The organism is Streptomyces sp. NWU339 (assembly GCF_003143855.1).
Classification (GTDB): domain Bacteria; phylum Actinomycetota; class Actinomycetes; order Streptomycetales; family Streptomycetaceae; genus Streptomyces.
This window is the reverse complement of record NZ_QFRK01000013.1, coordinates 34,175-48,222: the sequence shown is the minus strand read 5'-3', so window position 1 is coordinate 48,222 and position 14,048 is coordinate 34,175. Positions and strand designations below refer to the sequence as shown.

General features: G+C 72.3%; 13 protein-coding genes. 6 read left to right on the top strand and 7 right to left on the bottom strand.

What is annotated here, in order from left to right; genetic code table 11:
• The first annotated feature begins 304 nt into the window (after positions 1 to 304).
• Complete coding sequence (locus tag DIZ27_RS17805; RefSeq protein WP_109379414.1) at positions 305 to 1,480, top strand: acyl-CoA dehydrogenase family protein; 1,176 nt, start codon at positions 305 to 307, stop codon at positions 1,478 to 1,480.
• Between the two features lie 383 nt (positions 1,481 to 1,863).
• Here DIZ27_RS17805 and DIZ27_RS17795 read toward each other — a convergent pair whose 3' ends face one another.
• Positions 1,864 to 2,298: a hypothetical protein gene (locus DIZ27_RS17795; protein ID WP_109379412.1), complete on the bottom strand. Its 435-nt coding sequence runs from the start codon at positions 2,296 to 2,298 to the stop codon at positions 1,864 to 1,866.
• A 267-nt stretch (positions 2,299 to 2,565) separates the two neighbouring features.
• On the opposite strand from DIZ27_RS17795, the gene DIZ27_RS17790 reads away from it, so the two are divergent.
• The 4 genes from DIZ27_RS17790 to fxsA all read left to right on the top strand — a co-directional run bounded on the left by DIZ27_RS17790 (position 2,566) and on the right by fxsA (position 6,840).
• Positions 2,566 to 3,006, top strand: coding sequence for an Lrp/AsnC family transcriptional regulator (locus DIZ27_RS17790; protein WP_109379411.1), 441 nt, complete (start codon positions 2,566 to 2,568; stop codon positions 3,004 to 3,006).
• A 136-nt stretch (positions 3,007 to 3,142) separates the two neighbouring features.
• Positions 3,143 to 4,759, top strand: a complete 1,617-nt coding sequence (locus tag DIZ27_RS17785; RefSeq protein WP_109379410.1) for an amidohydrolase — start codon at positions 3,143 to 3,145, stop codon at positions 4,757 to 4,759.
• Positions 4,760 to 5,308: 549 nt separating this feature from the next.
• Entirely contained in the window at positions 5,309 to 6,148 is an 840-nt protein-coding gene (locus tag DIZ27_RS17780; protein ID WP_109379409.1) for a polyprenol monophosphomannose synthase, read from the top strand.
• Positions 6,149 to 6,258: 110 nt separating this feature from the next.
• Positions 6,259 to 6,840, top strand: coding sequence for an FxsA family membrane protein (fxsA, locus tag DIZ27_RS17775; RefSeq protein ID WP_109379408.1), 582 nt, complete (start codon positions 6,259 to 6,261; stop codon positions 6,838 to 6,840).
• A gap of 126 nt (positions 6,841 to 6,966) precedes the next feature.
• On the opposite strand, the gene DIZ27_RS17770 is transcribed toward fxsA, so the two are convergent.
• The 4 genes from DIZ27_RS17770 to DIZ27_RS17755 all read right to left on the bottom strand — a co-directional run bounded on the left by DIZ27_RS17770 (position 6,967) and on the right by DIZ27_RS17755 (position 10,436).
• Positions 6,967 to 7,341: an RNA polymerase-binding protein RbpA gene (locus DIZ27_RS17770; protein ID WP_109379407.1), complete on the bottom strand. Its 375-nt coding sequence runs from the start codon at positions 7,339 to 7,341 to the stop codon at positions 6,967 to 6,969.
• Positions 7,342 to 7,607: 266 nt separating this feature from the next.
• Positions 7,608 to 8,960, bottom strand: a complete 1,353-nt coding sequence (locus tag DIZ27_RS17765; RefSeq protein WP_109379406.1) for an MFS transporter — start codon at positions 8,958 to 8,960, stop codon at positions 7,608 to 7,610.
• Positions 8,961 to 9,006: 46 nt separating this feature from the next.
• Positions 9,007 to 9,774: a glycerophosphodiester phosphodiesterase gene (locus DIZ27_RS17760; RefSeq protein WP_109379405.1), complete on the bottom strand. Its 768-nt coding sequence runs from the start codon at positions 9,772 to 9,774 to the stop codon at positions 9,007 to 9,009.
• Positions 9,771 to 10,436, bottom strand: a complete 666-nt coding sequence (locus tag DIZ27_RS17755) for a YitT family protein (protein WP_109379404.1) — start codon at positions 10,434 to 10,436, stop codon at positions 9,771 to 9,773. The genes DIZ27_RS17760 and DIZ27_RS17755 overlap by 4 nt, the downstream gene beginning before the upstream one ends.
• A gap of 99 nt (positions 10,437 to 10,535) precedes the next feature.
• Here DIZ27_RS17755 and DIZ27_RS17750 point away from each other — a divergent pair, with 99 nt between their 5' ends.
• On the top strand, positions 10,536 to 12,035 hold the full coding sequence (locus tag DIZ27_RS17750; RefSeq protein WP_109379403.1) for a PLP-dependent aminotransferase family protein: 1,500 nt from the start codon (positions 10,536 to 10,538) through the stop codon (positions 12,033 to 12,035).
• Positions 12,036 to 12,127: 92 nt separating this feature from the next.
• Here DIZ27_RS17750 and DIZ27_RS17745 read toward each other — a convergent pair whose 3' ends face one another.
• Together DIZ27_RS17745 and DIZ27_RS17740 are read right to left on the bottom strand one after the other, a co-directional pair.
• Positions 12,128 to 13,765, bottom strand: coding sequence for a hypothetical protein (locus DIZ27_RS17745; RefSeq protein ID WP_109379402.1), 1,638 nt, complete (start codon positions 13,763 to 13,765; stop codon positions 12,128 to 12,130).
• A gap of 57 nt (positions 13,766 to 13,822) precedes the next feature.
• A complete protein-coding gene (locus DIZ27_RS17740) occupies positions 13,823 to 14,017 on the bottom strand; it encodes a hypothetical protein (RefSeq protein WP_109379401.1) in 195 nt (64 codons plus the stop codon).
• Positions 14,018 to 14,048 lie beyond the last annotated feature (31 nt).

Below are 14,048 nucleotides of genomic sequence, written 5' to 3'. Positions count from 1 at the left end.
GGGGAAGCGGAAGTTGATTGACATGAGCGCGGCGAATTTGTCGGAGCGGAACAGCGGGAGGACTGGCCGACGAGGCCGATGGTGCGGACCGGTTTCGATGTCCGGAAAATTCTTGGAGTAAGCGGTCGTTAACGAGTGACGTGCTCGGGTTGATCGGGCATACTCACAGCTCACAGCGGCTGGTCAGCAGCTTCCGAGACCCGGAGGCGACAGCATCGGCCAGGCACCGGAACCACCCGGCGGAGCCGCCTCGACCCAAGGCGCACATCCGCCGATGTGCCCGAACAGGGAGGAGAGCGTCGCCATGTCCGACCACGCCCCGCAGCCGGTGGACCGGCAACTGCCCACGGACGAGGCGCGGGACCTGATCTCGCTCGTCCGCGACATCGCGCAGCGCGAGATCGCCCCGAAGGCGGCCGAGGAGGAGGACGCCGGACGTTTCCCGCGCGAGGTCTTCTCCCTGCTTTCCGAGTCCGGACTGCTCGGACTGCCCTACGACTCGGCGTACGGCGGCGGGGACCAGCCGTACGAGGTCTACCTCCAGGTCCTCGAAGAACTCGCCATGGCGCGCCTGACCGTCGGCCTCGGCGTCAGCGTGCACACCCTCGCCTCCTACGCGCTCGCCACCCACGGCACTAAGGAGCAGCAGGCCGAGCACCTGCCGGCGATGCTCGGCGGTGGCCTGCTCGGCGCCTACTGCCTCTCCGAGCCGTCCTCCGGGTCGGACGCGGCCTCGCTGCGCACCAAGGCGGTGCGCGAGGCGGGGGGAGGCTGGGCGATCACCGGTACCAAGGCGTGGATCACGCACGGCGGCATCGCCGACTTCTACACCGCCATGACGCGCACCGGTGAGGACGGCCCGCGCGGGATCACCGCGTTCCTGGTGCCCGGCGACGCCGAGGGGCTGAGCGCCGCCGTTCCCGAGAAGAAGATGGGCATGAAGGGCTCGCCCACCGCGCAGGTCCACTTCGACGGCGTACGGGTCGGGGACGACCGGCGGATCGGCGAGGAGGGCCAGGGCTTCGCGATCGCCCTGTCCGCGCTGGACGGCGGACGCCTCGGCATCGCGGCCTGCGCGATAGGCCTGGCCCAGGCGGCGTTCGACGAGGCGCTGGGGTACGCGGCCGGGCGGCGGCAGTTCGGGCGGCCCATCGCCGACTTCCAGGGGCTGCGGTTCATGCTCGCCGACATGGCCACGCAGATCGAGGCGGGGCGCGCGCTGTACCTCGCGGCGGCCCGACTGCGGGACGCCGGGAGGCCGTTCGCCAAGCAGGCGGCCATGGCCAAACTGCACTGCACCGACACGGCGATGCGGGTCACCACCGACGCCGTCCAGATCCTCGGCGGCTACGGCTACACCGCGGACTTCCCGGCCGAGCGCTACATGCGCGAGGCCAAGGTGCTGCAGATCGTCGAGGGGACGAACCAGATTCAGCGCATGGTCATCGCCCGCCATCTCGCGGGGCCGCCGACGGGCTGACCCGGCTTCCTCGCCAGGGTGCCGCGAGCCGGGCCCACTCCGGGTCGTGCCGGCCCGGCAGGGCGCGGCCCTTGTCGGCCCAGGCCCGCATCAGATCGCGGTAGATCGGCGGATCCGGAAGCTGCGGCGGTGGCGGGGAGGTGGTGTGCCCGGCGGGCTGCGGTACGGGCGGCGGAGCGAGGGCACGGCGTTGACGCCCGGTCGTCGAGCGCGTGGGGGTCGTCATGCCTGGGCAACGCGGGAGCGACCGGGCAGGTCACCGACCGCCCGAATAGGGCGTGCGTTCGCGGACGTCCGGTCCGGCCGCCCGTCCGGGTGACGCACCGCGCACGGAATCCCGTCGCGGTGCGCTTGACGGGCCGCCCCGGCCCGGCCGGGGCGGCTCAGGCGGCGTGGTGCCGTATGACGGGCACCCTGATCGGGCGCGAAGCCGGACCGCCGACGTGCGAGAAGGGCTGGGTGCGCCAGTCGAGCCCCTGAGGGAGCGTCAACAGCAGGGCGGCGTCCTGCTCCTGGAGCGCGGCGGACTCGTCCGCCGGCCGGGCCTCGTCGGCGCTGCGGCCGGTGCCGGTGCAGACCGTGAGCCCGAACGGGTTCCACGGCGAGGCGCACAGCGCGTGTTCCGGCAGGACCTCCTCGTCCGCGAGCAGTGCGATGGGCTGCGCGCAGTCCGGGCAGACGACCCGGTACATCTCGAAGGTGTCGTACGCGTCGAGTTCGTCGTCGAGAGCGTCGGGGTCGACGTACTCGGGGACAAGCTCGACGACGGGCTGCTGCCGCTTGGGCGTGGTGCGACCAGGGCGCTTAAGACTCTGCATGGGTTCTCCCCCTCGGGCTGGGCCGTGAAGGCACTGCGGCCTCGACCACAGCAAGCACTTCCCGTCCTCCATCGGAGGTAATCACGAGAACATCACGGAGACTGTTCGAAGGGTGTGGTGTTCGTCACACATCGCCCGGGGGTGCCGCCCGCGGACGGTTCCGTCCCCCGCACGACTCGGGTCGGGTGCCCGGCACATCACGAACCGGGCATGCCCTGGACAGCTCGGGTATCCGAGGAGATCGACGGCACTGTAGGTTCTTGCGCCATGGAGGAGCTGGACCGACAGATCGTGCAGCTGCTCGTCAAGGACGGGCGGATGAGCTACACAGACCTGGGCAAGGCCACGGGCCTGTCCACGTCGGCCGTGCACCAGCGGGTGCGCAGACTGGAACAGCGCGGCGTCATCCGCGGCTATGCCGCGGTCGTCGACCCGGATGCCGTCGGTCTGCCCATGACCGCCTTCATCTCGGTCAAGCCGTTCGACCCCAGCGCCCCCGACGACATCGCGGACCGCCTCGCGGGCGTGCCCGAGATCGAGGCCTGCCACAGTGTCGCGGGCGACGAGAACTACATCCTCAAGGTGCGGGTGGCCACCCCGCGCCAACTGGAGGAACTGCTCGCACGCGTGCGCTCGCTGGCGGGCGTCTCCACCCGGACGACGGTGGTCCTGTCCACTCCGTACGAGGCCCGTCCACCGCGCGTCTGACCCGCACCCGCGCGGGAGTACGCCGCGCGTGCGCGGCACGACCGGACGTGCGGCGCGCGGGCGCAGCGGTGCGGACGTGACGTGAAGGGCGGCCCTGGGTGTGGGCCCGGCCCCGCGAGGGGCGACACTGTGGGTCATGAGTGAACGCACCGCCCCGCCGCACACCGTCCTGCTCCGCCGCGGCGAGGTCCACAGCCCCGCCGACCCCTTCGCCACCGCGATGGTCGTCGAAGGCGGCCAGATCGCCTGGGTCGGCTCCGAGGGTGCCGCCGACTCCTTCGCGGACGGCGTGGACGAGGTGATCGACCTCGACGGGGCGCTGGTCACCCCGGCGTTCACCGACGCGCACGTGCACACCACGGCCACCGGACTGGCCCTCACCGGCCTCGACCTGTCCGACGCCCCCTCCCTGGAGGCCGCGCTGGTCCGGGTACGGGAGTTCGCCGCCGCCCGTCCGGCCGACCGGGTCCTGCTCGGCCACGGCTGGGACGTGTCCCGCTGGCCGGACGGCCGCCCCCCGACCCGCGCCGAACTCGACGCGGCCACCGGCGGACGCCCTCTCTACCTCAGCCGGATCGACGTCCACTCCGCGGTCGTCACCACCGCGCTGCTCGACCTCGTCACCGGCGAGATCGCCCGCGAGGCACCCGGCGAGGCCCGGCCGCTCACCGGCGACGCCCACCACGCCGTACGCGCCGCCGCCCTGGGCGCCGTCACGCCCGCCCAGCGCACCGAGGCGCAGCGTGCCGCCCTGGCCCACGCCGTTTCACTGGGCATCGGCACCGTCCACGAGTGCGGTGGCCCGGAGATCTCCTCCGAGGACGACTTCACCGGCCTGCTGCGGCTCGCCGCAGAGGGCGGCGGCCCGCGCGTCGTCGGCTACTGGGCCGAGCGGAACGTCGCCAAGGCCCGCGAACTGGGCGCGACCGGAGCCGCGGGCGACCTGTTCGCCGACGGGGCCCTCGGCTCGCACACCGCCTGCCTGTACGAGCCGTACGCCGACGCCGGCCACACGGGCACCGCCCACCTGGACGCCGCCGCCGTCGCCGCCCATGTCGTCGACTGCACCGAGGCGGGCCTCCAGGCGGGCTTCCACGCCATCGGCGACGCCGCCAACGGTGCGGTGGTCGACGGGATGCGCGCCGCCGCCGAGAAGGTGGGCATCGCGCGCGTGCGGGCCGCCCGGCACCGGGTCGAGCACGCCGAGATGCTCACCCCCGAGACCGTCGCCGCGTTCGCCGAACTCGGCCTGACCGCCTCCGTCCAGCCCGCCTTCGACGCCCTGTGGGGCGGCGAGGACGGCATGTACGCCCGGCGCCTGGGCGTGGCGCGGGCCCGCTCCCTGAACCCCTTCGCGGCTCTGCTGCGCGCCGGTGTCCCGCTCGCCTTCGGCTCGGACAGCCCGGTCACGCCCCTCGACCCGTGGGGCACCGTCCGGGCCGCCGCCTTCCACCGCACGCCCGAACACCGGATCTCCGTGCGGGCCGCGTTCACCGCACACACACGGGGCGGCTGGCGGGCGATCGGACGTGACGACGCGGGCGTCCTGGTGCCGGGGGCCCCCGCCGACTACGCCGTGTGGCGCACCGGTGACCTCGTCGTACAGGCACCCGACGACCGGGTGGCGCGATGGTCCACCGACCCCCGCTCCGGCACCCCCGGACTGCCGGACCTGACCCCGGGTGGTGACCTGCCCGTCTGTCGGCGCACGGTGGTCGGCGGACGCGCGGTCTTCGTACGGCCGGGAGAGTGATCTACGCGGACCGCCCGGTGCCGAGCACGTGCCGAGCCCCCGTCTCGCGACCTGCGCATCCTCTTCGCCGGCCGGACATCTGAACCGCATTGCGCAGGTCAAACGTCTGTTGGCGGGAAGCAGCGGGGGGAAAGCTAGGTTCGGCGGGGTCCACCATCGGACGCCCGACCGGGGAAGTTCCGCCCACTCGAGGCAGCGCCGCTGGGTCAGGGACGGTGTGCCGCACCGGGCACCGTCACCGGGAGCCAGGCTCAGCGTCGGCGCGGCGCGAGGGAACGTTCCGGTGGGTCGGGAAGGTGTGGCCCCGGGTGGGGCCGGGCGCTCAGTAGACAACGGCTTCAGGTCGACTCGCAGCCGGCGGGTCCCAGGTCGGACCGAAGGGCGCCGGGCCCCCATCCGCCGTACACCGCACTCGGACCTTCTCCGCAGAGTGAAGGCCCGCTCCTGCCCGATCTTCGGAAATTAGCACCATCATATGAACGTCATGCCATGTCGGTGCAGGCTGTGACCACTATGGTGGGACCCTGAACATGACATGAAGGGGCAGTTGTGAACGACGGCGACGGGACCCGCGCGGCGGAAGCCCAGGGGAGGACTTTCGGCCCGCTCGGCACGGCCTTGGTGATCATCCCGACCTACAACGAGGCGGAGAACATCAAGGCGATCGTCGGCCGGGTGCGCAAGGCCGTTCCCGAGGCCCACGTTCTCGTGGCCGACGACAACAGCCCCGACGGCACCGGCAGGCTCGCCGACGAACTGGCCGCCACGGACGACCACGTCCAGGTATTGCACCGCAAGGGTAAGGAAGGCCTGGGCGCCGCATACCTCGCGGGCTTCCGCTGGGGTGCGGAGCGCGACTACGGCGTACTCGTCGAGATGGACGCCGACGGCTCCCACCAGCCCGAGGAACTGCCCCGTCTGCTGACCGCCCTCAAGGGTGCCGACCTGGTGCTCGGTTCGCGCTGGGTGCCCGGCGGCCGGGTGGTCAACTGGCCCAAGTCCCGTGAGTACATCTCGCGCGGGGGCAGCCTCTATTCGCGTGTGGCGCTCGCCCTGCCGCTGCGCGACATCACCGGCGGCTTCCGCGCGTTCCGCCGCGAGACCCTGGAGGGCCTCGGTCTGGACGACGTCGCCTCCCAGGGCTACTGCTTCCAGGTCGACCTCGCCCGTCGCGCGGTCAAGGCCGGCTATCACGTCGTCGAGGTGCCCATTACTTTCGTCGAGCGGGAACTCGGCGACTCGAAGATGAGCCGCGACATCGTCGTCGAGGCGTTGTGGCGGGTCACCGCGTGGGGCGTGGGGGACAGGGTCGGCAAGGTCCTGGGACGTGAGGACGCCAAACGGACCGAGCAGTCGCAGCGGGTCGAGCGGACGAAGCAGGGCGGGTAGGCAAAGGGGCCCGCTGGGCGGAAGGGGCGGGCCGCGCGTGCGTCCACCGCCCCGAGGTCCCGCCGATCCCGCTTATCCCGTGCTGAGCAGGGGCCAGGCAGACTGGGAGCATGACGACTGGCGCTCAGACCCCGAACCCCGCCCGGCCCCGGCGCTCCCGGCTGCGCACCGCCCTGCCGCTCGGCGTCGCCGCGTGGCTGGTGCTGGAGATCTGGCTGCTCACGGTCCTCGCCGGGGCGTCGAACGGGCTGGTGGTCTTCCTGGTGCTGCTGGCCGGCCTGGTTCTCGGCTCGGTGGTGATCAAGCGAGCCGGCCGACGTGCCTTCGAGAACCTCACCGAGACGCTGCAGCAGCAACAGAGCGGCGTGCTGCCCGAGCCCCGGCCGAACAGCGAGGGCAACGGCCTGATGATGCTGGGCGGGCTGTTGCTGATCATCCCGGGTCTGCTCTCCGACGCGGTCGGTCTGCTCCTGCTGGTGCCCCCGGTCCAGAAGGCCGTGAGCCGCTATGCTGAGCGCACCTTCGAGCGCAAGCTGCGCGAGGCCGCCCAGGGCTCCCTGGGCGGCGCCTTCCAGCAGGCGCGCATCCACCGGCCCGACGGCAAGGTGGTCCAGGGCGAGGTGATCAGGGACGAGCGCGGTACTCCGCCGGGCGACTTCCCGCAGGAACCCCGGCCGCCGCTCCCGCGCTGAGGGCCGAGCCGAACGCACACAGGACGCCGAACGCACACAGGACCGCGGGCGCCGCACCAAGTGGTGCGGCGCCCGCGGTCCTGTGTGCTGCTGTGCGCTGTGCTCCCGTCCGATCCTCCGTCGGGATCAAGCCGACTTGCGGCTGTCCCGGGGGTGAACCGCGATGTTCATCGCACCGGAGCGCAGAACGGCGAGACGCTCCTCGAGGACCTCTTCGAGTTCCTCACGGGTACGTCGCTCCATCAGCATGTCCCAATGCGTACGCGCGGGCTTGCCCTTCTTCTCCTCGGGGCCGTCGCCGTCAACCAGGAGTGCCTGGGCACCGCAGACCTTGCACTCCCACTCCGGCGGGATCTCCGCCTCGACCGAGAAGGGCATCTCGAAGCGGTGCCCCTTCTCGCATGCGTACTCCACGGCCTGGCGCGGTGCCAGGTCGATGCCGCGGTCCGTCTCGTAGCTGGTCACCACGAGGCGCGTGCCGCGAAGAGCTCGCTCACTCATGAATCGTGCCTCCCGGGCTTGTCGCCCACAGGACAGGTGTCGCTGTCGTCGTCATCCGGTCAACGTCCGGTCGGCGGTAAAGATTCCCGTTCCGGGCCATGTGTCGCCGTCGTAGCCGCAGCCTTGTCAACCAGTGCAGTACCCACCGGCGCCCGGTTTGTCACATCTAATGACAGATGCAACACAGCGTTTCGGTATCTTTGACGCGCAGTAACGGTACACCTGGCAGGCCAAACGCGTACACTACAGCCCTTTCGCGCCGAGTACTAAATTTTCTCCGGAACGGGATTCCCCGCGGCGGCGACCGCCCGGCGCACCGGAACCCGCGCGAGCAGCGCGAAACCCAGGACGAAGAAGGCCACCAGCGAGATGATCGCGTCCCGGTAGCTGCCCGTGAGCTGGTAGGTGAGCCCGAACAGCAGCGGGCCGAGCCAGCTCATCCCGCGATCGCTCAGCTCGTACGCCGAGAAGTACTCGGCCTCCTTGCCGGGCGGCACGAGGTGGGAGAACAGCGATCGGGACAGAGCCTGGCTGCCGCCGAGGACCAGGCCGATCCCGGCGGCCAGAACGAAGAACCACATCGGCTCCCCGGCGGGCAGGAAGTACCCGGCGGCCAGCGTCAGCGTCCAGGCGACCAGTGAGCCGAGGATCGTGCGCTTCGCCCCGTGGATCCGGGCCAGCCGGCCCAGCGCCAGCGCGCCGACCACCGCCAGTACCTGGACCAGCAGCACGGCGACGATGAGCGTGGACTGCCCGAGCCCCAGCTCCTTCGAGCCGTAGACCGAGGCCTGTGAGATCACCGTCTGGATGCCGTCGTTGTAGACCAGGTACGCCAGCAGGAAGGCGAGCGTGAGCGGGTGGCGCCGCATGTCGCGGACGGTCGCCGCGAGCTGCCGGAAACCGGACAGGGCGGACGACGCCTCCCGCGCGGGGGCGCGGCGGTCGCGCAGCCGCCGCAGCGGCACCAGGGCGAAGGCGCCCCACCACAGACCCGCCGACGCCAGGCAGATACGGACCGCCATGCCCTCGGAGAGTCCGAAACCGTCATGGGCGGAGTAGAGGATCAGGTTGGCGACGAGGACCAGGGCGCCCGCCGCGTAGCCGAAGGCCCAGCCCCGCGAGGAGACCGCGTCGCGTTCCTGGGGAGTGGCGATCTGCGGCAGGTAGGAGTTGTAGAGCATCATCGCCACGGACTGCGCCGCGTTCGCCACGACCAGCAGGGCGCCACCCAGCAGATAGCGCTCGCCGTCGAGGAGGAACATGCACGCCGTGGCGGCGGCACCCGTGTAGGCGGCGGCCGCGAGGAGCGGCTTCTTGCGGCCGGTGCGGTCGGCGGCGGCGCCCACCAGCGGCATCACGAACACCGCCAGGATCACCGACAGGGACACCGAGTACGCGAAGAACGACCCGGCGCGCACCGGAACGCCGAACGGATGAACGAACCCGTCCGCGTCCGCCGCGGCCTCGGCGACCGACGTCAGATAGGGGCCGAGGAACACCGTGAGAACGCTCGTGGAGTACACGGAGCACGCCCAGTCGTAGAAGTACCAGCCGCGCTGCTCGTACTGTCGGCCGGCCGCCTCGTCCACCACCGGTGGTCGCACGGTGTCGTCGCCCACCCGTGCCCTCGCTTCCCCGTGAACGCGCTCAGTGGCCGGGCGGGTCTCAGACCCACAGGCCGCGGTCCTCCATGACCGTACGCAGTATGTCGATGCGATCGGTCATGATGCCATCCACCCCCAGGTCCAGGAGCCGGTGCATCCGCTCGGGTTCGTTGACCGTCCACACATGCACCTGGAGCCCGTGCGCGTGGGCGGTGCGCACGAAGCGGTGGTCCACCACCGGGACGCCGGACTGGGCCTCCGGGACCTGGGCGGCGACGGCCGACCGGCGCACCGCGGCCGGCAGCCCCCACGAGCGCAGCCGCAGATTCAGCACCCCCCGCGTGCCGTACGACGTCGCGAGGCGGGGCCCGGCCAGCCGCTGGGCGCGTACCACGCGGGCCTCGGAGAAGGAGCCGAGGCAGACCCGGTCCCAGGCGTCCGTCCGCTCGACCAGGTCCAGGAAGGGCAGGAGAGCCGGCTCGGCCTTGACGTCGACGTTCCACCGCACCTCGGGGAAGGCGGCCAGCAGCTCCTCGAAGAGGGGCACCGGTTCCTGGCCCGCCACGCGCGCGTGCTGCACGTCCCGCCACGACAGGTCGGCGATCCGGCCCGCCCCGTCCGTCACCCGGTCCAGGGTCGCGTCGTGGAACGCGACGAGCCGGCCGTCCCGCGTGGCATGGACGTCCGTCTCGATGTAGCGGTAACCCGCCTCGACGGCGCACCGGAACTGGCGCACGGTGTTCTCCAGGCCGTTCGCCGCCCCGCCGCGGTGGGCGAACGCGATCGGGCCGGGATGGTCGAGGTAGGGGTGGCGTATCCGTGAGGTCACGGACGCAGTATCACCCCGTGCGGTTGACCGGTGGCAACGACCGCGGGGCCGGCGGATGCCGAGGGGACGGCGAACACCCGCAGGAAGAGCTGGGCGAGCGGGCCGATCGTCACCGCGTACAGGAGGGTCGCCACGCCCACGGTGCCGCCGAGGACGAAGCCCGTGGCGACCACCGTGACCTCGATGGCCGTGCGCACCAGCCGGATCGACGCCCCCGTGCGCTGATTCAGTCCCGTCATCAGCCCGTCGCGCGGGCCCGGCCCGAAGCGCGCCGCGATGTACAGCCCGGTCGCCGCGCCGTTCAGCACGATGCCGGACACCGTCATCAGCGCGCGGAGGGCCATGCCGTGCGCCTCGGGCACCACGGCCAGGGTCAAGTCCATGGCAGCGCCGATCACCAGGACGTTGGAGACCGTGCCGAGGCCCGGGCGCTGGCGCAGGGGGATCCACAGCAGCAGCACCGCCGCGCCCAGGAGGGTCACCACCAGGCCCATCGACAGGCCCGTCCGCTCGGACAGGCCCTGGTGCAGCACGTTCCACGGCTCCAGACCGAGTCCGGACCTGACCAGCAGGGCCGAGCTCGCGCCGTACAGCGCCAGTCCGGTGTAGAGCTGGAACAGGCGCCGTGCGAGATGCCCGCGCCGGGGCGATCGGCTGGACAAGGCATACCCCCCATGGTGGAAGTGGACTGACCCGTGACACCCTGTGGCAGGGAGGGGAATGCCATCCATGGCCAATTCGAGGAAGGTGGACTGATTCAGATGGCGCAGTGGACCTCGGCGGTGGGTGCGGCGCAGCTCGCCCGGCTGCTCGGCTCCCAGCAGGGCCGACAGGCCGGCCCCGGCGCCCGCCGCCCGCCCGCCTATCGTGCCCTGGCCGACGGGATCCGGCTGCTGGTGCTCGAGGGACGCGTCCCGGTGGCCGCCCGGCTGCCCGCCGAGCGGGAACTGGCCCTGGCCCTGTCCGTCAGCCGCACCACCGTCGCCGCCGCCTACGAGGCACTGCGCGGCGAGGGCTTCCTGGAGTCACGACGCGGCGCCGGCAGCTGGACCGCCGTGCCGGCCGGAAACCCGGTGCCCGCGCGGGGACTGGAACCGCTGCCCCCCGAGGCCCTCGGCTCGGTGATCGACCTCGGCTGCGCCGCCCTGCCCGCGCCCGAACCCTGGCTCACCCGCGCCGTACAGGGCGCCCTCGAGGAACTGCCGCCCTATGCGCACACCCACGGCGACTACCCGGCCGGACTGCCGGCGCTGCGCGCGACGATCGCCGACCGGTACACCGCGCGGGGCATCCCGACCATGCCCGAGCAGATCATGGTGACGACCGGGGCGATGGGTGCCATCGACGCCATCTGCCACCGTTTCGGAGGCCGTGGCGAGCGCATCGCCGTCGAGTCGCCGTCCTACGCCAACATCCTCCAGCTGATGCGGGAGGCCGGGGCCCGGCTGGTCCCCGTCGCCATGGCGGAGGGGCTGGCCGGCTGGGACCTGGACCACTGGCGGCAGGTGCTGCGGGAAGCGGCGCCGCGCATCGCGTACGTCGTCGCGGACTTCCACAACCCGACCGGTGCGCTCGCCGACGAGGACCAGCGCCGCCGGCTGGTGGAGGCGGCGCGCTCGGCGGGGACGGTGCTGGTCGCCGACGAGACCATGAGCGAGCTCTGGCTCGATCCGGATGTGGAGATGCCGCGCCCCGTCTGCGCCTTCGACCCGGCCGGCTCCACGGTGATCACGGTCGGCTCGGCGAGCAAGGCGTTCTGGGCCGGTCTGCGTATCGGCTGGGTGCGCGCGGCCCCCGACGTGATCCGCGGTCTCGTCGCCGCGCGCGCGTATGCCGACCTGGGCACGCCCGTACTGGAACAGCTCGCGGTGAACTGGCTGTTCGGCACGGACGGCTGGGAGCGGGCCGTGGAGATCCGACGCGCGCAGGCCCGGGAGAACCGGGACGCGCTGGTCGGCGCGGTGCGCCGGGAGCTGCCCGACTGGGAGTTCGAGGTCCCGCGCGGCGGGCTCACTCTGTGGGTGCGTACCGGTGGGCTCTCGGGGTCGCGGATCGCCGAAGCGGGGGAGCGGGTCGGGGTACGGGCGCCGTCGGGGCCACGCTTCGGGGTCGACGGGGCGTTCGAGGGATATGTGCGACTGCCGTTCACCGTGGGCGGCGCGGTGGCCGAGGAGGCGGCGGTACGGCTGGCCGCGGCGGCACGGATCGTCGAGACCGGCGGGACGTCGGGGGCGGAGGTGCCGCGCTCCTTCGTGGCGTAGCCACGGCGGACGGGCGGCGCCTGCGCGCGGTGTTCGAGGGCGGTGGGCGGTCAGGAGGATTCGGCGACGGCCGCCTCCGCGGGCACGTTGTCCTAGGTGTGCCGGTCGGCCATCGCCGGGGCCGTGTCCACGGAGGTCTCGTCGACAGGCGCCTTGGACAGGAGGCCGGGTACCGGCCGTGGGCGCTCGGGCGTCCGCGCCTCCGTTTCCGCGTCCGCCGGAGTCGTCCGGGCCGGGAGCAGGTCGAGTACCGCCTGCCGGTGGGCGTCGCTGGTCGCGTCGTCGTACGGGTTCGGCGTGGCCGGCACCTGGATCCGGTGAACCGGGCCCGTGCCCAGACGGGCGTAGCCGCGACCCGGGGGGACGTGTTCGACGGGTGTGGTGTGCGGGGGAGCGCCCAGGACGGCCGCCACCTGCTCCGGTGTCGCGGGTCCGAGGACGACACGCGCGCGGGTGTGCTGCCGTACCGCGTCGGTGAGGGCCTCCATGCTGTCGAGCTGATCGGCGACGACCACCGTGACGTTCACCGGGCGGCCGTGCCGCAGCGGGACCTGGAGCAGCGACTGGGGATCCTCGCGGCCGTCCGCGGTGGCGAGGTGCGTGAACGCGCTCGGGCGGTCCAGCAGAATCCAGAGCGGCCGCCTGGTGTCCGCGGGTGGCGGGTCGCCCGCCTGGTGGGCCCGGTTGGTGACGATCAGGCGGCGCTCCGTCTCGTGCGCGGCCCACCGAAGACTCGCCAGGACCCCCGCCAGGCCGCACTCGACGGAGAGCACGCCGTCCCGGCCGGTGAGGCACGCGTACTCACCGGTGCCGCCGCCGTCGATGATCATCACATCGCCGTGGACCAGTGCCTGCAGTGCGATGGAGCGCAACAGCGTGGAGGTACCGCTGCCGGGGTGCCCGGCTGCCAGCAGATGGGGCTCGGCGGAGCGGATGCCGGTGCGCCAGACGACGGGGGGAACGTCGCGCTGTTCCTTGCCGTGGGTGAGCGGCAGGGTCCGCCGCACCCGGGTGGGGTCGGTGAAACCGAGGACCGTCTCGCCGGGGGACGTGACGAAGCGCTGGGCGGCGATGTCGGCGGGCAGCGGGGCGAGGACGCGGACCGTGAGCTGGTTGCCCTCCTCGTCCCAGGCGAAGTGGTATTCGCGGCCGCGCCCCGACTTGGCGGCGAGCAGGTGCTCGATCCGGGCGCGGGACTCCGGTTCGCCGTCGGTGTAGTACGCGGGATAGCTGATCAGCAGGTGGGTGATGCGGCCGGTGCCGTCGAACTCGTACTCGGGGAAGGCGTTCTCCCACGCGCCGCCGTGGGTGTAGAGGGGGTCCGGATCCCCGGCGGACGAGAAGTACGGCACCAGGGCTTCGTACAGCGACCTCAGGCGCTGGATCTGTGACTCGTCGGGCCCGTCGGACGTGGCCGGGGCACGGTCCCGGCCCTGCCAGGCCGCCGCCGCCATCAGGGTGATGACGGCGAGCAGGGGGCCGTAGGGGAGGAGCGCCACGACCAGGACCACCGATGCCACCAGGAAGAGCAGCGCTCCGCGCCGCTCCTTGGGGGTGGCGAGCCACCTGCGCCGTCCGGCCGAGGCGAGCCGGCGCAGTCCGCGCGTGATCGTGATGAGCGGATGGAGGACGTCCGTGGCGCTGTCGGCCGCCGTCCGGGCCAGCTCCCGGCTCCGGGCGAGCTGGATGCCGCCGTTCCTCAGGATGTGGGGAAGGGGGCGCCGGGCCACTGCTGCCTCCAGTGTGTGCGGGTGGGCGGGTGCGTCGGGGAGAGGGGGTGCGGTGGGTCAGAACCTGATTCCGCCGAGGAGGCCTGCCAGGCTTTCGCCGCCCGCCTTGATGCTCGGCGCAATGGCCGTACTGGCCAGATAGAAGCCGAACAGCAGGGCCACCACGGCGTGCAACGGCTTCAGGCCGTCCTTGCGGCAGAAGATGAAGAGGACGATGCCGAGCAGGACCACGCCTGAGATCGAGAGGATCATGTGAGTTCTCCTGGTTCATGGGGGACAGTCA

Excerpts from the sequence above, each read along its gene's own strand:
- DIZ27_RS17805 (WP_109379414.1), top strand. The coding sequence starts at position 305 with ATGTCCGACCACGCCCCGCAGCCGGTGGACCGGCAACTGCCCACGGAC.
- DIZ27_RS17795 (WP_109379412.1), bottom strand. The coding sequence starts at position 2,298 with ATGCAGAGTCTTAAGCGCCCTGGTCGCACCACGCCCAAGCGGCAGCAG.
- DIZ27_RS17790 (WP_109379411.1), top strand. The coding sequence starts at position 2,566 with ATGGAGGAGCTGGACCGACAGATCGTGCAGCTGCTCGTCAAGGACGGG.
- DIZ27_RS17785 (WP_109379410.1), top strand. The coding sequence starts at position 3,143 with ATGAGTGAACGCACCGCCCCGCCGCACACCGTCCTGCTCCGCCGCGGC.
- fxsA (WP_109379408.1), top strand. The coding sequence starts at position 6,259 with ATGACGACTGGCGCTCAGACCCCGAACCCCGCCCGGCCCCGGCGCTCC.
- DIZ27_RS17770 (WP_109379407.1), bottom strand. The coding sequence starts at position 7,341 with ATGAGTGAGCGAGCTCTTCGCGGCACGCGCCTCGTGGTGACCAGCTAC.
- DIZ27_RS17750 (WP_109379403.1), top strand. The coding sequence starts at position 10,536 with ATGGCGCAGTGGACCTCGGCGGTGGGTGCGGCGCAGCTCGCCCGGCTG.
- DIZ27_RS17740 (WP_109379401.1), bottom strand. The coding sequence starts at position 14,017 with ATGATCCTCTCGATCTCAGGCGTGGTCCTGCTCGGCATCGTCCTCTTC.